The 25,205-nt window shown below is 30.2% G+C and carries 18 protein-coding genes, 1 tRNA gene and 1 other RNA gene; 14 read left to right on the forward strand and 6 right to left on the reverse strand.

The genetic code is table 4. The features are described 5' to 3' along the window. Positions 1 to 186: 186 nt before the first annotated feature. From ACNF36_RS00895 to smpB, 3 genes are all read right to left on the reverse strand, one after another. A tRNA-Thr gene (locus tag ACNF36_RS00895) sits at positions 187 to 261 on the reverse strand. 3 nt (positions 262 to 264) lie between these two features. Continuing rightward, positions 265 to 647, reverse strand: a transfer-messenger RNA (tmRNA) gene (gene ssrA / locus ACNF36_RS00900). A gap of 7 nt (positions 648 to 654) precedes the next feature. Then, on the reverse strand, positions 655 to 1,095 hold the full coding sequence (smpB, locus tag ACNF36_RS00905) for an SsrA-binding protein (RefSeq protein ID WP_418303414.1): 441 nt from the start codon (positions 1,093 to 1,095) through the stop codon (positions 655 to 657). Positions 1,096 to 1,262: 167 nt separating this feature from the next. Here smpB and ACNF36_RS00910 point away from each other — a divergent pair, with 167 nt between their 5' ends. From ACNF36_RS00910 to ACNF36_RS00930, 5 genes are all read left to right on the forward strand, one after another. Further along, positions 1,263 to 3,752 (forward strand): valine--tRNA ligase, encoded by a 2,490-nt coding sequence (locus ACNF36_RS00910; protein ID WP_323680288.1) that lies wholly within the window; start codon positions 1,263 to 1,265, stop codon positions 3,750 to 3,752. Further along, on the forward strand, positions 3,740 to 4,570 hold the full coding sequence (locus ACNF36_RS00915) for a bifunctional 5,10-methylenetetrahydrofolate dehydrogenase/5,10-methenyltetrahydrofolate cyclohydrolase (RefSeq protein ID WP_257089337.1): 831 nt from the start codon (positions 3,740 to 3,742) through the stop codon (positions 4,568 to 4,570). Before ACNF36_RS00910 ends, ACNF36_RS00915 begins: the two co-directional genes overlap by 13 nt. A 7-nt stretch (positions 4,571 to 4,577) precedes the next feature. After that, positions 4,578 to 5,423 carry an HAD-IIB family hydrolase gene (locus tag ACNF36_RS00920; protein ID WP_418303415.1) on the forward strand — a complete coding sequence of 282 codons (846 nt, stop codon included), beginning with the start codon at positions 4,578 to 4,580 and terminating at the stop codon, positions 5,421 to 5,423. Positions 5,424 to 5,566: 143 nt separating this feature from the next. Further along, the gene (locus tag ACNF36_RS00925) at positions 5,567 to 7,036 is read left to right on the forward strand and encodes an endonuclease (RefSeq protein WP_418303416.1); all 1,470 of its coding nucleotides are present in this window, start codon (positions 5,567 to 5,569) and stop codon (positions 7,034 to 7,036) included. A 93-nt stretch (positions 7,037 to 7,129) separates the two neighbouring features. Further along, positions 7,130 to 9,100 (forward strand): endonuclease, encoded by a 1,971-nt coding sequence (locus ACNF36_RS00930; RefSeq protein ID WP_418303417.1) that lies wholly within the window; start codon positions 7,130 to 7,132, stop codon positions 9,098 to 9,100. A gap of 82 nt (positions 9,101 to 9,182) precedes the next feature. On the opposite strand, the gene ACNF36_RS00935 is transcribed toward ACNF36_RS00930, so the two are convergent. After that, positions 9,183 to 11,564: a phosphoketolase gene (locus tag ACNF36_RS00935; RefSeq protein WP_418303418.1), complete on the reverse strand. Its 2,382-nt coding sequence runs from the start codon at positions 11,562 to 11,564 to the stop codon at positions 9,183 to 9,185. 488 nt (positions 11,565 to 12,052) lie between these two features. Here ACNF36_RS00935 and tuf point away from each other — a divergent pair, with 488 nt between their 5' ends. Beyond that, complete coding sequence (gene tuf / locus ACNF36_RS00940) at positions 12,053 to 13,240, forward strand: elongation factor Tu (protein WP_257089347.1); 1,188 nt, start codon at positions 12,053 to 12,055, stop codon at positions 13,238 to 13,240. 113 nt (positions 13,241 to 13,353) lie between these two features. Here the strand turns inward: tuf and ACNF36_RS00945 are convergent, their stop codons facing one another. After that, positions 13,354 to 14,139, reverse strand: a complete 786-nt coding sequence (locus tag ACNF36_RS00945; RefSeq protein ID WP_323188945.1) for an MAG0110 family membrane protein — start codon at positions 14,137 to 14,139, stop codon at positions 13,354 to 13,356. Between the two features lie 75 nt (positions 14,140 to 14,214). On the opposite strand from ACNF36_RS00945, the gene ACNF36_RS00950 reads away from it, so the two are divergent. Together ACNF36_RS00950 and mnmA are read left to right on the forward strand one after the other, a co-directional pair. Beyond that, positions 14,215 to 15,528, forward strand: coding sequence for an aminopeptidase C (locus ACNF36_RS00950; RefSeq protein WP_418303419.1), 1,314 nt, complete (start codon positions 14,215 to 14,217; stop codon positions 15,526 to 15,528). 100 nt (positions 15,529 to 15,628) lie between these two features. Continuing rightward, positions 15,629 to 16,744, forward strand: coding sequence for a tRNA 2-thiouridine(34) synthase MnmA (gene mnmA / locus ACNF36_RS00955; RefSeq protein ID WP_418303420.1), 1,116 nt, complete (start codon positions 15,629 to 15,631; stop codon positions 16,742 to 16,744). A 44-nt stretch (positions 16,745 to 16,788) separates the two neighbouring features. Here mnmA and ACNF36_RS00960 read toward each other — a convergent pair whose 3' ends face one another. Beyond that, on the reverse strand, positions 16,789 to 19,221 hold the full coding sequence (locus ACNF36_RS00960) for a leucine-rich repeat protein (protein ID WP_418303421.1): 2,433 nt from the start codon (positions 19,219 to 19,221) through the stop codon (positions 16,789 to 16,791). A gap of 276 nt (positions 19,222 to 19,497) precedes the next feature. Between ACNF36_RS00960 and alaS the strand changes: the two genes are divergently transcribed. The 6 genes from alaS (at position 19,498) to ACNF36_RS00990 (ending at position 25,163) form a co-directional block, all read left to right on the forward strand. Next, positions 19,498 to 22,122: an alanine--tRNA ligase gene (gene alaS, locus ACNF36_RS00965; RefSeq protein ID WP_418303422.1), complete on the forward strand. Its 2,625-nt coding sequence runs from the start codon at positions 19,498 to 19,500 to the stop codon at positions 22,120 to 22,122. Further along, positions 22,110 to 22,550: a Holliday junction resolvase RuvX gene (gene ruvX / locus ACNF36_RS00970; protein ID WP_418303423.1), complete on the forward strand. Its 441-nt coding sequence runs from the start codon at positions 22,110 to 22,112 to the stop codon at positions 22,548 to 22,550. Before alaS ends, ruvX begins: the two co-directional genes overlap by 13 nt. Beyond that, the gene (locus ACNF36_RS00975) at positions 22,550 to 23,206 is read left to right on the forward strand and encodes a BC85_0335 family putative methyltransferase (protein ID WP_418303424.1); all 657 of its coding nucleotides are present in this window, start codon (positions 22,550 to 22,552) and stop codon (positions 23,204 to 23,206) included. Before ruvX ends, ACNF36_RS00975 begins: the two co-directional genes overlap by 1 nt. 63 nt (positions 23,207 to 23,269) lie before the next feature. Continuing rightward, positions 23,270 to 23,764, forward strand: coding sequence for a transcription elongation factor GreA (greA, locus tag ACNF36_RS00980; protein ID WP_257089363.1), 495 nt, complete (start codon positions 23,270 to 23,272; stop codon positions 23,762 to 23,764). Positions 23,765 to 23,787: 23 nt separating this feature from the next. Next, positions 23,788 to 24,474 (forward strand): hypothetical protein, encoded by a 687-nt coding sequence (locus ACNF36_RS00985; protein WP_418303425.1) that lies wholly within the window; start codon positions 23,788 to 23,790, stop codon positions 24,472 to 24,474. Positions 24,475 to 24,590: 116 nt separating this feature from the next. Continuing rightward, entirely contained in the window at positions 24,591 to 25,163 is a 573-nt protein-coding gene (locus tag ACNF36_RS00990) for a hypothetical protein (RefSeq protein ID WP_418303426.1), read from the forward strand. Positions 25,164 to 25,205 lie beyond the last annotated feature (42 nt).

A 25,205-nucleotide genomic window follows, 5' to 3' on the forward strand; every position in this document is an offset into this window, starting at 1 on the left:
ATTGCACCAAATGGAATCAATATTTTAGTTATTTTTATACATTCCTTTTAATAATTACAGTAGATAACTTTGCTATCTATCCTTATTCTAAAAAAATGTAAGTAAATTCTGTTAGTGATTGTTTTAAAAAAGACATTAAAAAAATCACAACTTTGATAGTCATGATGTTTAAATAGATTAATCTAATGGTGCCGCTTATGAGAATCGAACTCATGATGGTTGGTTACGAGTCAACTGTTTTACCACTAGAACTAAAGCGGCTAATGGTGGAGATAAGGGGAATCGAACCCCTGTCCACAAATTGAGCATGTTGCTGCGTCTACAGTTTAGAATACTTTTGACAACTGTTTTAATGATAAAGTATTCGAAAAATATTAAACAGTTTGGCTAAATTTCACATTAGTTTGCCAAAGCTAATGCTATCCTCTTAAGACCAACTTTAATATAGAAAGGAGCTACATTAAAGCCACCAGATTGCATTTAATTAAGCAAAAACTGGGTTTAAGTTGTTCATTGAGAACATCGCAAAGTTTGAAACTTTGTTTTCTTTTTTAGCGTTTCCATTTAAGAAAGTCTAGAAGTAATTATAGTCTACCACACTACTGCAACAACAACACCCCAAAGTATGTCGAAACCATTATATCCCCATAATGATTATTTATATGAATTAATTAGCTTATTGAGTTTTTTATTAACTTCGTCTTTAATGATTTGTTGTCTTTTATCATACTTTTTAAGACCTTTAGCTAAAGCTATTTCTACTTTAATTCTTGATGAAGAATTAAAGTACATTTTTAAAGGTATGATAGTAAGACTTTGTGATTCTGTAGCAAATTTAATCTTACGAATCTCATTTTTATGAAGAAGTAATTTTCTATCTCTAAACTCATCACCTTTTACGTGCATATATTGCTTGAAGTAAGCTTCCTTAAGATACATTTCACCTTTGTAGATTGAACAAAATGCATTTGAAATGTCAATTGAATTAGCTCTAGCTGATTTTACTTCTCAACCAAGTAATTCTATTCCTGCTTCATATTTATCAATAATTTCATAGTTGTGATGAGCTTTTTTATTTGTGCTAATTATCTTCATACAATTAAATTTTACTATATTGTTTTATAAACATTTTATTTTTTCACTTATGTGCTACCAGTAAAAGGGGCAAGGAATTTTAGCAAAATTTATTATAATTTTAATAATTATTTATATAGATATTTTTTTAAGTAAAAATACCTTGAAATTATTTAACGGAGGTATTAATGGACAAAATATATAATCACACGCTAGTTGAAAAAGACATTGATAAAAAATGACAAGCTAAGAAATATTTTCAAACTCATGATTTAGATAAAAAACCTTTCACTATTTTGTTACCACCACCAAACGTAACTGGTAAGCTACATTTAGGTCATGCACTTGATGTTTATATACCTGACACAATTATAAGATATAAGAAACTTAATAGTTTTGATGTTATGTGAGTTCCAGGTATGGATCACGCTGGAATTGCTACACAATCAAAAGTTGAGGATGTTTTATTCCAATCAACAGGTCAAACTCGTCACGATTTAGGCAGAGAAGCTTTCGTTGATAAGATTTGAGAATGAAAAGATGAATATGCAAACTTATTTAAACAACAATGATCAAAAATTGGTCTAGCACTTGATTATTCAGCTGAAAGATTCACACTTGATGCAGAAGCTAATGAAGCTGTTTCAAAAGTTTTCATCGACTTATACAACAAAGGTTTCATTTACAAAGGTGTTAAAGCAATTAACTGAGATGTTAAGTTACAAACTGCTTTATCAAACATTGAAGTTAATAATGAACCTACAGAGCAAAAAATGTACTACATCAATTATCCAATTAAGGGTTCAAGCAATGTGTTGACAATTGCTACTGTTAGAACTGAAACTTTATTAAGCGACGTTGCTGTTGTATTTAATCCAAATGACTCAAGATACAAAGATTTAGAAGGAAAAGTTGTAATTCACCCAATTACTAAAAAAGAATTACCAATCATACCTGATGAATATGTTGATATTGACTTTGGTTCAGGATTAATGAAACTTAGTGCACACGCTGAAGTTGATATTGATATTATAAAAAAACACAATCTTGAAATTAATGAAACAATTTCAAAAGATGGTTTAATTAACTATCCTGCATTACCTGAATTCCACGGTTTAGAAAGATTTGTTGCAAGAGAGAAGATTGCTCAATTCTTACAAGATAATGGTTATATTCAAAAAGTTGAAACAACAATTTCAAATGTTGGTATTTCAGATAGATCTAAAACACCAGTTGAAATTTTAGTGCTACCACAATGATTTGTTAAAATGGAACACTTCAGAGATTTAATCTTAAAAGATTTAGATTCTCCAGAAGCTGTTAAGTTCTATCCAAAACGTTTTGAATTAACTATGCGTCAATGAATGGAAAATGTTTATGATTGAACAATTTCTAGACAGCTTTGATGAGGACACAGAATTCCTGCTTGATATGACCAAGATGGTAATATGAAAGTTCAAGTTGATTCACCAGGTGAAGGATGAGTTCAAGATCCAGATGTTCTAGATACTTGATTCTCATCAGGACTTGCTCCATTTGTGTTCTTAGGATGACCTCAAACCGATGAAAAACTAAAAAGATATTATCCAACATCTCTTTTAGTTACAGGTTATGACATTATTTTCTTCTGAGTAGCTAGAATGTACTTCTTTGGACTTGAATTTACAGGTCAAAAACCATTTGATAGATTACTACTTCACGGCCTTATTAGAGATGCACAAGGTAGAAAAATGTCTAAATCATTAAACAATGGTGTTGACCCTATGGATATGGTTGATAAATATGGTTCAGATGCTTTAAGATGATTCTTAATCACAAACACAACACCAGGTTTAGATATTAAATTCTCAGACGATAAAGTTGAAGCTGCTTGAAGAGTTAATAACAAGTTATGAAACATTGCTAGATATATTAATGAACTAGAAGATAATAACAATGAAGCTACTGATGCAGATAAGTGAATATTAAATCAACTTAAAAACTTATCAGTTAAGATCGATTCACTTATTGATAACTATGAGTTTTCAATCATTGGTTCAGAAATCTACAAATTTATTTTCACAGATCTTAGTGGATGATACGTTGAATTCTTAAAGAGTTCATATTCTAAAAAATCAGCTCTTGAAGTATTAAGAAAAACTTTAATTGTGCTTCATCCATTCTTACCATTCATAACAGACAGGTTATATTCAGAAATCTTTAATGCAGAATTATTAGAACAATTATGACCTACATTTGAAGATGATCATTCGACCGATTATATAAACACAGTTATTGAAGTTGTAACTGAACTTAGAAAATATCGTGAAAATAATCAAATTTCTAAAAAAGAACTTCTTATTTATTCACTTAAAAACGATGTTCCACAAGTTGCTATTGAGACAATTAACAAAATGGTATTTGCTTTATACGAAGATAATAACGATTGCTTAATAGCACTAAATGACAATGTTTTATTCATAAAACAATCAGATGAAACAAAACAAAGAAATAAAGAGCTCCTTTTAGAAAAAATTAATTTTGTTAAAGCAGAAATAGCTAGAGCAGAGCAACTTTTAAATAATGAAAGATTCGTTTCAAAAGCTCCTGCTGATAAAGTTGCTGTTGAAAAAGCAAAATTAGAAAAATATACAGATGAACTTAAAAAATATGAGGAGGAATTATCATGCAAATATTAAGCGGTAAAGAGTTAGCTAAACAAGAATTAGCTAAATTGAAACAAGAGATAATTGATCTTGATTTAGAAAGAAAATTAAGAATGGCAATTATCCAAGTAGGAGATAATGCTGCTTCAAACAAATACATAGCTCACAAATTAAGAGTAGCTGAAGATTTAGGGATTGAAGCTGAATTATTCAAGTTTGATGAGGATATTTCTCAAGACAGATTACTTAAGAAAATGGACAGAATCAATGAAAAATTCGATGGAATCATTGTTCAGTTGCCATTACCTTCTCATTTACCAACTCAAGTTATTTTAGATGCAGTTCCATACGATAAAGACATTGATGGACTTACAACAAAAAATGAATTCAGATTATATAACGATACAGCTGACAAACACTTTATTCCAGCTACAGCACGTGGTGTTTTAGAATTAATGGAACACTATGGAATTGATGTAGAAAACAAAAGAGTATGTGTTGTTGGAAGATCACATGTTGTAGGAAAACCTCTTGCACACATTATTAAAAGAAAAAATGCTAACGTTTCTACATATAATGAAGAAACAGGAATTAAGGGTATTGAAAATGCAGACATCTTAATCGTTGCAATAGGTGTTGCAAAATACATTAAAGCTCACAATGTTAAAGAAGGAGCTATTGTTATCGATGTTGGAACTAACTTGGATGACAAACTTTCAGCAGAATTATCAGGTGATGTTGACTTTGAAGATGTTAAAGATAAAGTAGCTGCAATTACACCAGTTCCTGGTGGAGTTGGACCTATGACTGTAGTTGCATTAATGAAAAACTTAGTTGACATTGTTAAATAGGAGATTAATGCAGAAACCTAAAATTATCTTTATCGATCTAGATGGAACCACATTAGATGGACCGGAAGAAAAATTCTGAATGCGTAGTGCAACAGAATTTACTAAAAAAACACTTACAGAGTTAAATAAACAAATTCCAGTTGTAGTTGCAACTGGTCGTGGTTTAAGTGCAAAAACTTCTGATATTGTTAAAGGTTTAACAGGAGAAATTACATATATAGCTTGAAATGGAGCTGTTACAGTTGAGAATGGAAAAATTATTTCAGAGGAAATAATTGAACCTGAAAAAGCACAGTTATTATTTGATTTAATCTCTAAAAAATTTGCTTTTGTAACGATTGATTCAAGACACGTATATGTAAAAAACTACTTATATTACATTATTAAATTTGTAAATAAAATTTACAAAAACTTTTCTAAGAAATTCAGATGAATTACAAATGCAAAACCATACAAAGACTTTAAAAACGATTATCCTATACACAAGGCTCTTTTATCTAGTTTATCAGCTAGAAAGGCTGCTAAATTTGCTAAAAGATGAAAAGAAAAATATGGAGACATGTTTGAAATAGCATTTGTTGGAGAAAAAAATAAAACCTTAGAAATTACTAAGATTGGTTCATCAAAAGGTGAAGCTGAAGTTGCATATTGCAAACTTAAAGGAATTAATCCTGAAGATGCTATGCACATTGGTGATTCAATGAATGATTCAACTACAAAAGGTAAAGTTGGAACATTAATTGCAATGCAAAATTCAGTTCCTGAACTAAAGAAAATTGCTGATGAAATTACTGAATTCCCATGCAATCAATCTGGACTTGCAAAGTATTTATCTCAATTTTTAGACAAGTAAATTTTTCACAAAATATGGAATAAATTTTCCATATTTTTATTTTTTATTTGTATAAAATTATAAGTAATATAATTTTTAAATTATATTGATACATAATACAACTAAAATAATAGAAATTTTTAACCTTATTTTAAGGAGGAAAAATGAAGAAAATTTTTAAAAAATTATTTTTAACATCAAGTTTAGCAGCTAGTGCTATTTTACCGATGGTTTCACTTTCATGTAATAAAACAAGTGATAATGGAAGAAAAGAAATTGTTACACCAAAACCAGTTATTCCTGCTGCACCAGCTGAAGTTTCATTAGAAAATGCAAGCAATGTATTTAAACCTATCGAAATTCCAGCTACTTTAAAAGATCAAATCTTAACTTATTTAAAAGATGGAAATAACAAATTCTTATACTTCATGAGAAATACAAATGAAATTGGTTTAAACAGAAAAACAGGACCAGCTGTTGGAGCATTATTTGAAGAAGCTATTAATGCTAAATTCCATCCAGCAAACTTTGAAGAACCAATTTTTACATACAAAGACACAGATAGACCAAATGGTGATATTAACTTCCAATTTAATGCAAGTACAAATGAATTAACTTTAACATACAAAGCTGCAATTAACACAGGTTCTGCTGATAATAGTGGATATGAATTTTCAACTAAAACATTCACATCAAAATTTACTGTTTTCTTTAAGGAAGCACAAACTACAACAACTCCACCAACAACAGGTGGAAACACAGGAAGTTCAAATATAACTATTACACCAGTAAATTCAAACTACTCATACAACTATGATTCAAGTAATAATTACTATGCATCAGCTAACGGAAAAAGCGGTGCAGAATTATATGCTGCATTATTAAAGATTCAAAAAGCACATTTATCAGGTGTTAGAGGATATGGAGATATTCCAGGTTTCTACCAATCAAGCAACTCGCCATTCAGAGATATTTACTTCGAAAAAGATAACACAATGTTAGATATTTATTCTGAAAACCCAACAGGTACAGATCCATACACATATAGATCTTACCCAACAAGTAATAAAGCTTCTGGTGAGAGTGATGGAATGAACAGAGAACACGTTATTCCTCAATCTTGATTCAGTAAACTATCACCAATGGTTTCAGACATTCACCACATTTATCCAACAGATATTAAAGTAAACGGAGTAAGAAGTAACTATCCTCACGATTTAGTTGCAAATGCTTCTGCTAGTTGAACATCAATGAACGGTGGAAAATTAGGGACAAACTCAATTGGTATGACATCATTTGAACCAATCAATGAATTCAAAGGTGACATTGCTAGATCATACCTTTACTTCACTGTAACTTACAATGACAGAAACTTAGCAGCTACATCCCAATCAATCTTCACAAGAACAGTGCCTTACATTAAAGAACACTACTTTAATACTTTTGCAAACTGAACAGCAACTGATCCAGTTTCTCCATTTGACGTTGCAAGAAATAATAAAATTGCTGCATTTGAAGGTGGATTAAGAAACCCATTCATTGACTACCCTAACTTACTAGAAAACTTAGTCGGATCAAATCCTAAACCATTCACAAACTTAGGGGTACTTGTTTCAGCTACGCAAAAGAATTAATAAAATAAGCCAAAATGGCTTATTTTTTTCACATTTTGTGAAAATTAAAGCTATTTTCTATCACTTTTTTAAAAAAGTGATAATAGTAAGGGTATGAAAAAGTTTTTAAAACCATTATTAGTATTATCACTATTTGTTACATCTACATCAGTATTATCAACTCAATGTTCACAAAAAAATCCAGAACCATCAAATCCAATTGATGAAAAACCAACACCAGAACCTAAGGAACCAGTTACAGATCCAATAAGTCCACCTGTTTCAATTCCAAATCCTGAACCAAATCCAGGACAACCTATAAACGAATACGAAATACCTGATGCTTCAAACGTAGTTACTAACCCAATGTCTTTAACAGAAGAAAACAAGCAAGCAATTGTTTCAGGATTAAGTGCACAAAATGCAAAACTTGTCTTCAATGCTGCTGATAACACACTTCGTTTGAATGATACAAATAATACATTTGTTGCGTTGTTAAATGATGAGGGTATTTTTCAAGAGTTTAAACTTATTAATAAAGCATTTGCAGGAAACGAAATCACTAATGAAGAAATTACAAGCAACAAATTAATAGATGTTGATTCATTTGACGCACAAACAAACACAGTTGTAATTAGTTATAAAGTTACACAACCAGCTGATGGTTATATTGCAGTTGGAAGCAATGTGTATACTTCAACATTTACACTTGATTTTTCAGGTAACGTGGTTCAACCAATTGAAAAGGATATAACAACTTTATATAACAATATTTTAGTTTCATTGCCTCTTTCAGGAGACTTAAAAACACAAGTTTTAGCTAAGTTAAATGCTCACGAAAATATTGCTTATATGTATACAGACAGAACAGTTGGATTGGATAAGAAAAAAGGACCAGCATTTCTTAAATTCAAATCAGAATTTGAAAACGATGAGTTCCAATTAGTAAATGATGTAGAAAAAGAATTTACATACAAAAATAAGAAATATCCAAATAGTTTCTTAAATTACGAATATAATGCACAAACACAAACGCTAACAGTTAAATATAAATTAACAGTTAGAAATGAAGATAAGACATTTGACTACTCAAATGACAATTTATACACATCTGTTGTAAAACTTAACATTGTTGAGGAGTCATCTACAGAAGAATCAGATAATGGAAGTGATAATCCATCAACACTACCTTCATCAGGAAATGGTGGAACGCCATCAAATCCAAATCCAGAACTTTCAGAACCAACTCAACCAGTTACGGTTAATGGTTTAAGATATGATGCAAGTAATAATTACTATGCACAAGCTGATGGTAAAATGGGTAATGAGTTATATGATGTATTATTAGCAATTCAAAGCAGTCACTTTGGAGGAGTTCGCTCATATGGTGCTTTAGGAACATTCTATGATCAATATAATGCATTTAAAGATAAATATTTTGAAAAAGATAATACATTGTTAGATATTTATTCAGAAAATCCAAACGGAAGAGATCCATATACATTCCCTGATTTTCAATGAGGAAAAAGATCATCTGCAAGAGATGAAGGGGAAGGGACAAACAAGGAACACTTAATTCCACAATCTTGATTCAACAAAGAATCACCAATGGTTTCAGACGCGCACCACGTTTGACCTACAGATATTAAAGTTAATGCAAACAGAGGTAATTTCCCTCACGACAATGTAAGTGATGCAACTAAAACATCAAGAAATGGTGGGAAATTAGGAAGAAACTCAATTGGTGAAACAACATTTGAACCAATAGATGCATTCAAGGGAGATATTGCTAGAGCATATCTATACTTTACAGTTACATATAGAAATAGAAACTTAAATCAAAAATCAAATTCAATATTCTCAAGCACTAAACCATATATTAAAGACCACTACTATCAAACATACAAAAACTGAGTTTCAACAGATTCAATTTCACAATTTGATATTGATAGAAACAACGAAACAGCTAGATACCAAGGTGGATTAAGAAATCCATTTATCGATTATCCAGACCTTATTGATAGTCTTGAAGGTAGAAAACCATTTGTTAATAGAGGTATTTTAGTAGGTTTAGAAAATAGTTAATTAAAAAAGCAAAATGAAAACACCCTAGTTTGAATTACTAAGGTGTTTTTGATTATCTTTTAACACTTATAAAGTGTTTGTCTTATTTTTTAAGACCTGATCATTTTCAGAATCTAACTTCGTCAATGTCAATTCCAACTTCTTTAATGTATCTGTTGTGGTATGCAACTTTTTCTTCCATTTGTTTTACGAAGTCAGCTGCTTTATCACCGTAAACTGCTTTAGCAGCTGTGATTGAGATGTGGAATCTATCCATGTGGCTCATTTGTCTAATGTCAAATGATGTTGTAATGTCTCCGTTTTCTCTGTAACCGTGAACAAATAAGTTGTGGTTTTGACGTGAGAAGAAGATATCTCTAATAAGACCTTCGTATCCGTGGAATGCGAATACAACTGGTTTGTTCTTTGTAAAGATTGCGTTGAATTCAGCGTCTGATAATCCACGTGGGTCAATGCTTGGGTGACGTAATTTTAATAAATCAACTACGTTAACGAATCTAATTTTAAGTGAAGGGAATGCTTTGTTGATGTATTCTAATGATGCTAATGCTTCTAAGTTTGGTTCTGTACCTGATGCAACAACAACTAAGTCTGGTTCTTCACCTGGTTTTGTTGTAGAAGCTCAATCAATAACTTTAAGACCTTTTTCAACTAATTCTTTAGCTTCTTCTACATTGTAGAATTGGTCTCTTGGTTGTTTAGAAGCAACGATAAGGTTAATTACATCTCTTTCTCTGTAAGCTTTGTCTAATACAGCTAATAATGTGTTAGAGTCAGCTGGTAAGTATTCACGAATTAATTCAGGTTTTTTGTCAGCTAAGTGACCTAAAATACCTGGATCTTGGTGTGTGTAACCGTTGTGGTCTTGTTGGAATGCTGTTGATGTAGCAATAACGTTAAGAGATGGGTAATCTTTTCTTCAGTGAACTTTTCTTGCTTTAGCAACTCATTTCATGTGTTGTGTAAGCATTGAGTCAACAACTCTTAAGAATGATTCGTATGAAGCAAACATTCCGTGACGTCCTGTTAATACGTATCCTTCTAAGAATCCTTCAGCTTGGTGTTCTGATAATTGTGAATCGATAACTCTTCCAACTGGTCCGATAGCTTCATCTAATTCAGGATTTACTCTTTCTAATCATTGTCTGTTTGTAACTTTAAGAACATCGTAAAGTCTGTTAGATTTAGTTTCATCTGGTCCGAATACACGGAAGTTATCTGGGTTCATTTTGATTACTTCAGCAAATCATTTTCCTGCGTTAACCATATCTTGGTCTTGAACTGAACCAGGTTTTTTGATGTCTAATGCAAATTGTGTTCAGTCTGGTAAGTTTAATGCTCTAGGGTTTACACCACCATTTGTAATAGGGTGCATTGCCATTCTTTTTGCACCTTTAGGAGCAATTTCAGCATATTCAGCTTTGAATTTAGCATTCTCATCAAATAATTCTTCTGGATGATATGAAGTTAATCATTCTTTTAATAAGTCTAATGTAGCTGGTTTTTCTGATGTAACAGGAAGTGGAACTTGGTGTGATCTAAAGCTTCCTTCATATGTTAAACCATTGTATGTGTGAGGTCCTGTTCAACCTTTTGGTGTTCTAACAACAAGAGCTGGTCAAATAGGTCTTGTAGCTTCTTCAGCTGATTTTTGTCTTGCTTTTGCTTGAATCTTTTGGATTTTTTCAATAGCTTTGTCAAATGCTTTTGCCATTGGTTTGTGAATTCCTCTTTGGTCAAAAACATTAGCTTCAACAAAGATAGCTTCTCATCCAAATCCAGCTAACATATCTCTGATTTCTTTATCTGATTTTCTAGCTAAGATTGTTGGGTTTGCAATTTTTCCACCATTGATGTGGATGATTGGTAATACAGCTCCATCATTAACTGGGTTAATGAATGATGATGAGAATCATCCTGCTGTAAGTGGTCCTGTTTCAGCTTCCCCATCACCGATTACTGTAGCAGCAATGATTTGTGGGTTATCTAAAATAGCACCTGTTGCGTGTGATAATGCGTATCCTAACTCTCCACCTTCGTGAATTGAACCAGGTGTTTCAGGAGCGGCGTGAGATGCAGTTCCACCAGGGAATGAGAATCTCTTGAACATTCTTTTTAATCCCTCTTCATCTTGTGAGATTTCTGGGAATAATTCTGTGTAGCTTCCATCTAAGTATGAGTTAGAAATCATAACTTGACCACCGTGTCCTGGACCTTCAATGTAGAACATTTCTAAGTCGTATTTGTTAATAACACGGTTTAAGTGAGCATAGATTAAGTTTTGTCCTGGGATTGTTCCTCAGTGACCGATTGGGTACATCTTAACATCTTCGGCTTTTAACTCTTCTCTAAGTAAAGGGTTGTTTCTTAAAAACATTTGCCCAACTGAAAGATAGTTAGCAGCACGTCATCAAGCATGCACTTTATCTAAATAATTTTTACTATCAAATAAAGTTTTTTTCATCTTGTTTCCTTTTTTGTTTGATTTTATTTCGAAATAAATTTAAACATCAAGTTAAAACGTTTTGTAACTTAATGTATCATTATTTTACTTTATTTATTTTTTAAACAAAACCGAAAATAACCAATATTTTGTACCATCAAACTGCTTGAATTTTGTACATTTATATAATTAATTTTTAGAAATTTTTAGTATTATTTATCGCATATATTTTTGTTAAATTTATTTGATGATTTTATATAAAACTGCATCTCCAATTAGTTTCGTTATTAGACAGAAATAATAGAAATTGCATTTTGTGGTACAATATAAAAACTAATTTAAATGTTATTGGAAATAATGTTTTCAAAAATTATTTTTGATAAAATTAATGTGCTAATTTAACAAATGGACAGGACCTAGATGAAAGGCTAGGCATAGGTTGGTTTTGGCGCTAAAACACAATACATTTATTAAACAATTTTATATATATAAAATAGAAAGGAAATTACATGGCAAAATTAGATTTTGATCGTAGTAAAGAACACGTTAACGTTGGAACAATCGGACACGTTGACCATGGTAAAACAACTTTAACTGCTGCTATTGCTACAGTTTTAGCTAAAAAAGGATTATCAGAAGCTCGTGATTACGCTTCTATCGATAACGCACCAGAAGAAAGAGCACGTGGAATTACAATTAACACATCACACATCGAATACCAAACAGAAAAACGTCACTATGCACACGTTGACTGTCCTGGTCACGCTGACTATGTTAAAAACATGATTACAGGGGCAGCTCAAATGGATGGAGCTATCTTAGTTGTTGCTGCAACAGATGGACCAATGCCTCAAACACGTGAACACATTCTTTTATCTAAACAAGTTGGGGTTCCTCGTATCGTTGTATTCTTAAACAAAGTAGATATGCTTGAAGGTGAAGAAGAAATGATCGAACTTGTTGAAATGGAAATCCGTGGACTTCTTTCAGAATACGGATTTGATGGAGACAATGCTCCAATCATTCGTGGATCAGCTCTTAAAGCATTAGAAGGTGATGCAAAATACGAAGAAAAAATTATGGAACTTATGGATTCAGTTGATTCATACATCCAAACACCTGTTAAAGAATTTGACAAACCATTCTTAATGGCTGTTGAAGACGTTTTCACAATTACAGGACGTGGAACAGTTGCTACAGGACGTGTAGAACGTGGAACACTTAAATTAAACGACGAAGTTGAAATCGTTGGATTAAAACCTACTAAGAAAACAGTTGTTACAGGAATCGAAATGTTCCGTAAAAACCTTAAAGAAGCACAAGCTGGAGATAACGCTGGATTATTACTTCGTGGAGTTAACCGTGATGAAGTTGAACGTGGACAAGTTTTAGCTAAACCAGGTTCAATTGTTCCTCATACAGAATTCGAAGCTGCTATTTACGTTCTTAAAAAAGAAGAAGGAGGACGTCACACTCCATTCCTTAAAAACTACAAACCTCAATTCTACTTCCGTACAACAGACGTTACAGGGGGAATTGAATTCGAACCAGGACGTGAAATGGTTATGCCAGGGGAAAACGTTAACTTAAAAGTTAAATTAATCGCACCTATCGCTGTTGAAGAAGGAACAAAATTCTCAATCCGTGAAGGTGGACGTACAGTTGGTGCAGGAACAGTTACAAAAATTGTTAAATAATTTGACTAATTGTTTTTCACAAATAATTTCAAATACACAGATTTAGGTCTGTGTATTTTCTTTGCATTTTTTTAACAAAAAAATCAACACCGCAGTGTTGAGAGTAAATTGTTTTATCTTTCTTTAACCAATATAACAATAACGTAATAAAGTAGTTGAGCTAATGAAACAAACAACTGAAGTCCGTGCTGAATTCCTAAAGTGATTAATGATTTTCTACTCATATACTCGACATAATCAGCTGTTTTTCTAATTGAATATCATTGAAGAATCATAAATAATGAGATTAATGCAACCATTAAAATTCCGATTCATCAGTTAATGTTATCTCTTTGTCTAAAAGCAAAGAATGAAATTAAGAATGTAACTAATATTGCAAATGATAGAACTAAAATCATTACTATTAGTGATCTTACATTAATAATTTTTAACATTCCTAATATTCCGGTCAAGAATAATATTCCTACTGGTATAAAAATAACTGATGCTAATTGCAATGATGCATACTTGACAATTTCTAATGCAGATTTATCATATGTATATGATCCAAAACTAATTAATAATAAAGCTGTTCCGATTAAAATTCCATAGAATAATGCATAGAAGAAGAACTTGATGCTCGTGAGTATTAGATTTTGAGATTCATTTTTCGGTTTTATAAAACTCAGAATCATAATTCCAATAAAAGGGACTATTATCATCATTATTAAAAATAAAAGTTGATAAAACGATTTTGGCATTGAATTTAGTATTAGTAAATTAATTCACACAAAGAAGATTGATAATAATGATAATAAAAGCAATCCACCAGTGCTTGTTAATAGTATAATTCCATAAAATAATTTTACAGAGCCTGATTTAACATCAGGAACTGCTTTAATAGTTTCTTGATTATTCATAATTTAAATTGTAATACATTATGAATTAAACTGAACTATATTAATAACTAATATACAAGGTATATAGGAGTAAAAATGAATGTAACTAAAAACTTATTAGATGAATTCAAGTCAAAATTTGACTCAAAATCAAACAATAAAATGATTCAAAACTCAATCATCAAAAATGGTATTAAGAATACAGTTTTTGATCATCAAACATTTATCAAACACGATCACGTTTTTGACATAGAAACAACATTAGGTGATATAACATCACAAAAAAATAGTGGAAGATGTTGAATTTTCGCTTCGTTAAATATGGGTAGAGTTGAAGCTGCTAAAAACTTAAATGTAAGTAGCTTTGAGTTTTCACAAAACTACTTTGCTTTCTATGACAAAATTGAAAAAGCAAATACATTTTTAAATTATGCAATCCAAACAGCGAACTTACCATTAGAAAATAGAGAAGTTTATCACTTAATTAATAGAAATGTTGCTTCAGATGGTGGATACTGAGAATATTTTGCTAACTTACTTAAAAAATATGGTGCAGTTCCAAAATCAATTATGCCTGAAACATTCCATTCAGGAAATACAACAGATATGAATGAACAAATTGATAAGCATCTTAAAAATGGAATGAAGAAAATTAGAGTACTTGTTGCACAAGGTGCTGCTGAATCACAAATTCAAGCAGTTAAAGAAGATGCGCTTTACAGAGTTTATGATATTATTTCTAAATGTTTAGGAACGCCAGTTACTGAGTTCACTTATGAATACAAAGATAAAGATAATAAGTATCACAAAATTGAAAACATAACTCCTGTAGAGTTTTTCGAAAAATATGTAGGAAAAGATTTTGATAAAAAAGTTAATCTAGTGCACGACCCCAGAAATCTTTATGACTATGGAACTAAATATGTTCTTAAATATCAAAAATCAGTTTATGAAGATCAAGATGTTGAAATGATTAACGTTCCATTAGATGTAATTAAGAGTGCTGTAATTGCTTCGTTAAAAGATAACTTACCAGTTTGATTTGCTTGTGATGTCGATCCTTTCAAAGATAATAAATCAGGAATTTTTGACCCCAAACTTTATGATTTTGATTCAGTTTTTGAACCAATTAGTGACTTTAATAAAGAAGATAGAATTATCTACTTTAACTCAATGTTAAATCACGCGATGGCTTTTGTAGGTGTTAAGACAGAAAATGGTAAACCGATTGCTTGAAAAGTTGAAAACAGTTGAGGTGATGATTCTGGTAAAAAAGGTGTTTACTCAATGTCTGATGAATGATTTGATGAATACAACTTCTCAGTTATTGTAGATCCTAAATATGTTCCAGAAGAATATCTTAAAGCTGACAAATCAGTTGCTCTCGAGTTATGAGAACCATTTGCTTAATAGCAAAAAGTTAAATTTTTACATTAAAAACCAAAAAATTTCGCTTTTTTGGTTTTTATATTACAATTTATATACTTATTTAAGTATATAAAGGAGAAATATGTCTAAAAGAGTTGTTATAGGTATGAGTGGTGGTGTTGATTCATCAGTTGCTGCTTATTTATTACAAAAGCAAGGTTACGAAGTAGTAGGATTATTTATGCGTAACTGAGACAGTATTGTTAATAATGATTTTCTTGGAAACAATGATCTTAAACAAGATATGTGTCCACAGGAAAGAGATTATTTGGATGCTCAATCAGTCGCAAATTCATTAAGCATCAAACTTGAAAGAGTTGACTTTGTTAAAGAATATTGAGATAATGTTTTTGAAAACTTTATTGAAGAATTCAAAAAAGGAAGAACACCTAATCCGGACATTTTATGTAACAAGTACATAAAATTCAATGCTTTTGCTAACTATGCATTTAATGAACTTAAAGCAGACTATATTGCTATGGGACATTATGCAAATGTAATTGATGGTCACTTATACAGAGCAAAAGATGAAGATAAAGATCAAACTTACTTTTTAGCTCAATTAAGTCACGGTCAACTTAAAAAAGTTATTATGCCACTTGCTACATTAACTAAACCTGAAATTAGACAAATTGCTTCTGATTTAGGTTTAATTACTGCAACTAAAAAAGATTCAACAGGAATTTGTTTCATTGGAGAAAGAAACTTTGGACAATTCTTACAAAACTATATACCAGCACAAGATGGAGATATTGTAGATATTACAACAAATAAAGTTGTTGGAAGACACGTTGGATGTTTCTATTACACAATTGGACAAAGAAAAGGTTTAAATTTAGGTGGTATGGTTGAACCATATTATGTTTGTGGTCACGATGTGCAAAAAAATATTTTATATGTTGCACCTAACTCAAAACCTGAATACTTAATTTCAAATAATTTAATCGCTTCGGGATTAACCTTAAATAACAAAGATTTCAATCCTGATAATTTAACTGCTAAATTTAGATATAGACAAAAAGATATTAAAGTGTCCGTTGAATTTTTAGGCGATGATAAAATCAGAGTATTCTATCCTGAGGGTTCATCAGCTGTTACACCAGGTCAACAAGTTGTTTTATACGATGGAGACAAATGTATTGGTGGAGCAACAATTGATGAAGTTTATGATGATGAAACTAAAAAATGATACATATAAAAAATCATATGGGTGTTAAATTAACTCATATGATTTTTCTTATCTTAATTTCCAATTAATTGGTTTTTATTAACTACATTTAATTTAGGTGCAACTAGAACTGGAGTTTCACTTTGTGAAGAAATTGATGTTGCTCAAGATGAACCGACACTTTCCAAGTTAGGGAAGTTAAGTGCAGAAATTGTTCCAAATCCATTTGCAAATGTATTTGAAGCAATACCCTTAACATTTTCTCCTTGAATTGAGTTTATTTGGTTTGAGTTCTTGAATGCAGTTGTGTAAATAAATTCAACGTCATCAGACAATGTAACATAAGGATTATCGGATTTAATTTTAATTAAAACTTTTCCTAACATCGCTTTTGTGTTTTCTTGATCGTTTAAGATGTTATAGTAATATGGTGTTCCTTGAAGTGCTGTAGCACCTAGAGAAGTTAAGTTAGGTAAGTTTAAACTTGTTAAGTTTGATAATGATCCAAATGTTCCTTGATTTACTGATTTAACATTTTCTGATGTTATACTTGTAATAACTTCATTAGCAGTTGCTACTTCTGGAATTTTATTGTCAAATGAAAATGCAGAGTTGTAGATTTGTGTAATTGACTGGTCTAAAGTGATTTCAGCTTTATTATTGATATTTTTGTAACCAATTAAAACTGAACCTAATTTAATTTGCTCTTCATTTGAGTTTGAAATGTGGTCATAGTATCATTTTGAACCGAATAACGCATACTCACCTATGTTTTGAACATTTTGAACATCAAATGTTTCAAGTGCTGGAGTATCTGCAAATGCTTCATTTGCAATATAAACTTCAGGTGCTTGGATTGTTATTGATCTAAGTGTACTGTGTTTAAACATTTCTTCTGAAATATAAACTGGTTGTGTTGAAGTGATTGTAACTGTATTGATATTTTCATTACTCTTGAATAAACCATTTACAAAATAAAGCGGCTTATCTGAAGTTATTTGTACATCAGTTGCTTCACTATCCACAGATACATAAGTATTCTCATTAAGTTTAATTTGTTTTTTAAAGCTTTCTGGAACTGTATTTGCAAATTCTGCTAACAATTGATGTCTAATTGCATTTTCACCTAAATAAGTTGCCTTTGGTAAAAATACATTTCTAATATCTTCTGTATTTAATGAATCTTTCCCAATTTTTTCAACATATGGTGCATAAACATATGAAACTTTTTTATCTTTAAATGCTTCCTCCATAATTGCAGTGTAATTTTCGTTTAGGAAAATAGGTATTTGTTTTTCTAGAATTTCGTATTTAAGTCCTAAAACAGTATTGTTTTGTTTCTTTAAAAAGAAATCGGTAAATTCATTAATGATTGACTTCAACATTGTTGTAGTTTCATCTTTTTGAATAAACATAGCTCATACAATGTTAACTATTATGTTTTTTTCAATCTTTATAGCATCGTTATTAAGCATTTGGCCGATTGTATATAAGTTCAAATTGGTATTACCCTTATGTTTATTATTTATTTCTTTTAAGAAAGTTAAGATTTCATCTTTTTTCTCAGTTCCTAATGAATCAAGCGTTTCAGGATTATTTATTACAGAATGTACTAATTCAGAAATATCAACAATTGTTTCTGCCATTCCGTAGGTTTCGATATGCAAGTTTCTTTCAGCTTGAATATCAGATTCCGGATTAGAATAATTCAAAAACGGAAAAAGAAGAGAATTATTTTGTGATGCTTTAACAGTTTTATCAGTATCATCGAAAGATTCATATAATTCTGTGATTGAAGCAAGAAAGAATTGTTTAACTTGCTCCTGATCCTTTAAATTTGTAAATAGATCATTTAAAGAATTTATATCCATTCTATTAAGTAAGATATATTTATCTCTAATAACCTTCATAACTATCGGGTACATGTTATCAAATGATGAGCTAGTCAATTTCAACGCATAAGAGGTTAAAGTAATCAGCTTATCTAGTTCAAAATCGTCTAATTCTTTTATGTTGGCACTATTTAGCTTTTCGATTGAAGATTGATATTTTGAAGTCACATATTTTTTTGTCTTTTCAATTAATAAGATAACTTCATTTGTTAGAGGGATATTTGAAAAGGTGATTCCTTCAACCTCTTTTTTACCTTCTTCTAATGATTTGATATCTTGTAAGTTTTTTACTATTTGGTCTTTAATTTTTAGAGCTTCCACGTAATTCTCAGAATTATCATTAATATCTGCATTTGTTAGCGATTTGACTAAATTAGCATAGTTATTAAAAAGATTTGGTGTAAGCGCCATTGCAGTATCGGTGAGTGATTTTGAGAAATCCAATAATTCCTCTTTTTTAGCAATTGTTTGAGCTGTGTCACCTGGGTTTACAATCGGGTTGCCTGGTTTAGGTTCTTTTGGCGCTTCTTGAGAACATGCAATAGTTCCTGTTACTGATGAAATCGCACCAGTTAATGTTAATAATTTAAAAATAGTTTTTGTTTTTAATTTCATATTTCTCCTAATTAATATAATTTTACACTTTATAGAATTTAACTTGGTTATTTTAATTAATTGAAATTAACAAAATTTTGTGCTAATTATTTTGAATTCAAATCTACAATTAAAACTTTTAACTTAGTGTACAAGATGTTTTAGTAATAAAAATGAAAATAAGGATATTCATTAAAACAAATTTAAAATTTAAACTGTTTAGAAATCTTTTTAATATAATTTAGTAATATTTTTACTTTTATTTCAAAGAAATAAAAGAACATAAGGAAGGTAAGTATGAATTCAAAACAAATTAGAGAATCATGATTAAAGTTTTTCGAATCTAAAGCACACTTTGTTGTTCCTTCAAAAAGTTTAGTTCCTCAAAATGACCCATCATTACTTTGAATCAATAGTGGTGTTGCAACTTTGAAAGATTACTTTTCAGGTAAAAAAGAAGCTCCTGCAAAAAGATTAACTAACTCACAAAAAGCAATTAGAACAAATGACATCGAAAATGTTGGTATTACAGCTAGACATCATACATTCTTTGAAATGTTAGGAAACTTCTCAATTGGAGATTACTTTAAAAAAGAAGCTATTGATTTTGCTGTTGAGTTTCTATTAGATGTTCTAAAACTTGATAAAGACAGATTATATTTCACATACTATTATGAAGATTTAGAAACTAAAAATTACTGAATGGCTCACGGTTTTGACGAATCACACATGATACCAGGTGGCAAAGATACCAACTTCTGAGAAGTTGGTTCAGGTCCTTGTGGTCCTAACACAGAAATTTTCTATGATCGTGGTGAGAAGTATGATTCAAGAGGAATCGAGTTACTTAAAGAAGACATCGAAAATGACAGATACATTGAAATCTGAAACATTGTGTTTTCAACATATAACTCAAATGGTGAAGGTGAATATACAGAATTAAAGCAAAAAAATATTGATACTGGTGCCGGATTAGAAAGAATTGTCTCAATTATGCAAGATGCACCTACAAACTTTGATACTGACTTATTTTTACCTATTATTCACGAAATCGAGAAATTCACAAATTATAGATATGATACAAACAATTACTTTGTAAATGATAAAGATCAAACTTTAATGAACTCATATTTTAAAGTTATTGCCGATCATATGAGAACAGTAACTAATGCTATTGCTGATGGAGCTAAACCTTCTAATGTTGGTAGAGGTTACATTTTAAGAAGATTAATTAGACGTAGTGTTTACAAAGCTATGCAATTAAATATTCACGAACCTTTCTTATACAAACTTGTTGATGTGATTAAAGAAACATTACCTTTTGAATATGATGTAAATCCAATTAAAAAAGTTATTGAAGATGAAGAATTAACTTTTGCTAAAACTATTGAAAACGGGAAACAAATTCTATCTGACTTTATTGTTGAAGATTTAAAAGTTTTCCCAGGAGACATTGCATTTAAATTATTCGAAACATATGGTTTCCCTGTTGAATTAACTGCAGAAATTTTAGCTCAACAAAATATCCAAATTGATTATGAAGCTTTTGAAGCAGCAAAACAAAAACACGCTGAAATGAGTAAAGGAATAAAAGTTTCAGGAATGGATAAAGTAATCAACTCATTAACTTTAATCAAATCAAAAGTTGATGAATTTATCGGTTATGAATACACAAAATCAGTTTCAAACATTTTATACTTACTAGATACTGAAAAAGAAATTGAGCAAGCTAACGGAATTTCATATGTTGTGCTTGATAGAACTCCTTTTTATGCAACTAGTGGTGGTCAAAAACACGACCGTGGTTACATAAAACAAGGTACAAATACAATTTTAATCTTAGATGTTTTCAAAGATAAATTTGGAAACCACATTCACAAAGTTGAAGGAAAAATTGTTAAAAACTTACCGGTAGAGTGCTTTGTTGACGAAACAATTAGACTAGGTCTTGAAAGAAACCACTCTGGAACACACTTATTATTCAGTGCACTTAGAAGTGTTTTAGGAAACCAAATTAAACAATTAGGTTCAAATAACAATGAAGAACGTTTAACATTTGATTTACCAGCTGATACAAGACCTACAAAAGAAGAAATTAGAGTAATCGAAAACTTAGTTCGTGAGTACATTAAGATGGACGCTGTAAGACATTACTTGAATATGACTACAGACCAAGCTAAAGAAATGGGCGCAATTATGACTCTTGAAGAACAAGAATATATGAACCCATTAAATGTAAGAATTGTTAAATTTGACAATATTACAGCTGACTTATGTGGAGGTACTCACTTATCAAATACAGCTAAATTAGAAAACTTCAAAATTACAAACGTTGATAAGAAAGCTGCTGGTGTATATAGAATTAGAGCTATTTCATCAAATGCTTTAGTTGATGAGTTTTTAGATGAAGAAATTGATAAATTAATTATTGAAGCAGAAAAATTAATTGACAAAAACACTAAGCTACAAGCTTCATACAACTTTGATTTAAATATTCCTACTGCAAAAGAAGAAGCAATTGACTACTTAGAAGGAACAATTGAAAAACTTAAAGAAGACAATAAGCAAATTCAAAAAGATTTACAAAATTCATTTGAATTTGATTATGACTCAATTGAAGTTTTAATAATAAATGGAAACAAAGTTTACGTAAATCAAACAGTTGATAAATCAAACATTAAAACAGTAGCTTCTACATTAAGAGAAAAATACAACGACATTTTAGTTGTGCTTACATCAAATGATGAAACCAATCCAATGATTGTTGTAGCTTCAAAAGAATACAATTCAAATGCTATTGCACAACAATTATTTGCAAAACTTAATGGACGTGGTGGTGGAAATGCCATTTTATCTATGGGTAAAGTCGCAACTGCTAATAACTTAATTGCTGCATTAGAAGAGATTACATGAGAAAAATAGGTCTAGATTTAGGAACTAAAAGTTGTGGAATTGCAATCACTGATGAAAGTGAAATCATTGCATCAGGATTAGAAAACTTTAAATTCGAAGAATATAAATTTACCCAAGCTCTTGACAAAATTAGCTACTATATTAATGAAGTTTATAAAAACAAAATTGATGGAATAGTGCTTGGTTACCCACTTAAAATTAGTGGAGATAAGAGTGATAGAACTTTAATGGTTGAAGATTTCAAAAAGCAACTTGAAGAAAAATTTAACTTACCTGTTTTATTGGTCAATGAACAATATTCAACTAAAAAAGCCCATGAGACTATGATTGAAGCCGGTTTAACTAGAAAGAAAAGAAAAGATCATAAAGATAAACTTGCAGCACAAATCATACTTAATGATTATTTAAATTACTATAAACATAAATGAGGTAAATAATGAGCGAAACAACAAGAACGATTTTAATGGTATCTGCAATAGTTGTGTTTGTTTTAGGTATTGCTATTTACATTGGGTTAAATATTTACTCAAGAAAGATTCGTAAAAAATATTTAGCAAAAGCGCATGCTGAAGCACTGATTCAAATCGAATCTTTACGTAGTGAACTTGGTGTATTACCTTTTGATATTAAAGACTTCCTAAAATCAAAAGCAAATGATTTAGACATTGAAGGTATTATTAATACAATTTATCAAAATCATTATCAAAATTGTTTAATTATCGATGAAAAAGATATGTTCCCAATAGTTGCAATTGACTCAAAAACAAAATCAAATATTTATTATTTAAACTCAAGTTTAAATAAAGACTTATATGATAAAGTTAAAGAGAATTTTGGTGATGAAGCTGGTAAAGGAATAATAGAATATAAAGATCAAGAATTAGATTTTGTTGCGATTTTACGTACTGAGCAAGACATAAATGACTTATATGATAAGTATGTTCACAAGATGCAAAAAGGTATGTGTATTATTAGTTTTGATAATGCAAAAAGATCTGAAATTAAAAGATTAATTTCATTACTTAGAATGTCTTCAATCCCATATGAAGTATCATTTTTAAGTTCTAAATTTCTTTTTATAGTAAAAAGATAAAATCAGACTAAAATAAAATATAATTAAATTAACTTTTCTCAAAATAACATAAGGAGAATGATTATGAACAATGAAGAATTAAAAGGTGTTGTTTACCTATCGCAAGAAACTTACGATAGATATAAAAAAGAATATGAACATTTAGTTAATGTTGAAAGACCTGCTGTTCAAGCTGCCTTAAAAGAAGCTAGAGCACAAGGGGACTTATCAGAAAACGCTGAGTATGATGCAGCTAGAGATAGACAAGGTGCTGTTGAAGGTAGAATTAGCGAATTAGAACAAATTTTAGATAATGCAAAAATTATTGAAGCTAAAGATGAGTCAACACAAAACACAGTTGGAATTGGTACAACAGTTCAATTTGTTAAAAAAGACACAAATCAAGTTAAAGAAGTTACGATTATGGGTACACACGATACAAACCCATTTGAAAATAAAATTTCAAACAAAAGTCCACTTGCAGTAGCAATGATGGGACATGTAGCTGGTGATGTTGTTGAAGTTGATGCACAAACAAAATACATGATTGAAATTTTAAGTGTTAAATTCAGTAATTAAGCTGAATTTTTCTTTTCTAATTTATGGAACTACATAATTCACAAAATCATAATTCTTGCTCTAATAAAGAATTAATATGAATTGCAAATTCAAATAAACAACAACAAACTAGACATAAACACAAACAAAATCTTTTCACAATAAAAAACATAGCTTACTTAGCTATGTATATGGCAATTATTGTAATTTTAACTTTTACACCCTACACAGGGTATATTACGATTGGTGTTATATCAATAACAACTGTTCCAATTGTTATTTTAATTGCTTCAATTCATCTAGGTATGATTGGAACTTTATGAAGCACGCTGTCATTTGGATTTTGTTCTTGAATAGGTTCGATTGTTTTAGGGTATCCAATTTTCAATAACATCTTATATTCATTTGTACCAAGAATCGCTTTATCTTTATTTTTAGTAGGAGCATATTATTTATGCTTTAAAATAGGTAAATTCAATATATTCACAAGTACAATCTTTGCTTTCTTAATTTTTGCTGCCAATACATTATTTGTTTCAATTTTTATTTTTATCGGAATTCAATTCATAGGCATAAAAGAAGTATCATCACCATCGGTTTGATTAACATTAATTTGAGTAAATATGCTAGTCGAATGAGGTGTTTTAGTAATAATTTCAATAGCAATTTATCCATTTTTAAAATGAGTTTATAGACAAAATGTGATTAATAAAGTTTCGTTGGGATATTAGATAAATTTGAGAGCTCGATGAGCTCTCTTTTTTTACTTAACATTCAATAACTATTTATTTTTAATTATTTTATGGAATGGGTGATATTATTTAAATATTAAGAAAAGGAATCAAGAATGATATTAATGATTATTTATTATCTATCCTGGCTGATAGATGGAAAAATGAGATTTATATGACATAAACTGTTTGACATTATACGATTAATTGATTCAGACACAAAAATACGTCCTGAAATTTTTGATTACTTAAAAGAAAAATTTCTTAAAAGATTGAAATTCGAACAGATATTATTAATCGTTTTTCTTGTAATCATCACAATATCGGCTATACACACAATTATTTCAATAATTTTTGCATGCATTTATTTTGCTAAAATAAATACTATCACTAGTTTCTGTTTCTACACAGGATTACCTGCTTCTATTATTTTGCTATGTGAGGGTTCTTCACTTTTGGGCCTTTGAATATCAGGTAATCTAAAATCATATTTGGATGATTATATAAATTACTTAATACCAGAATATTCAAGTAAGAATGCAAGATTATCCAATGAAAATTTATATGATAATTTAATTCTAAATGCTCATTCCGAAGTTCATTTTTTAATAAATGAAAAGACAAAATTTAAAACAGTGTGGCCTTCAGTTAGAGTAAACTGGGACACTAAAAATGGACAGAAGGTTTAATTAGACATAATAACACCTCAATGATGTTGGGGTGTTTTTCAA

Source organism: Mycoplasma sp. 4463 (genome assembly GCF_048381515.1).
GTDB lineage: Bacteria > Bacillota_I > Bacilli_A > Mycoplasmatales > Metamycoplasmataceae > Mycoplasmopsis.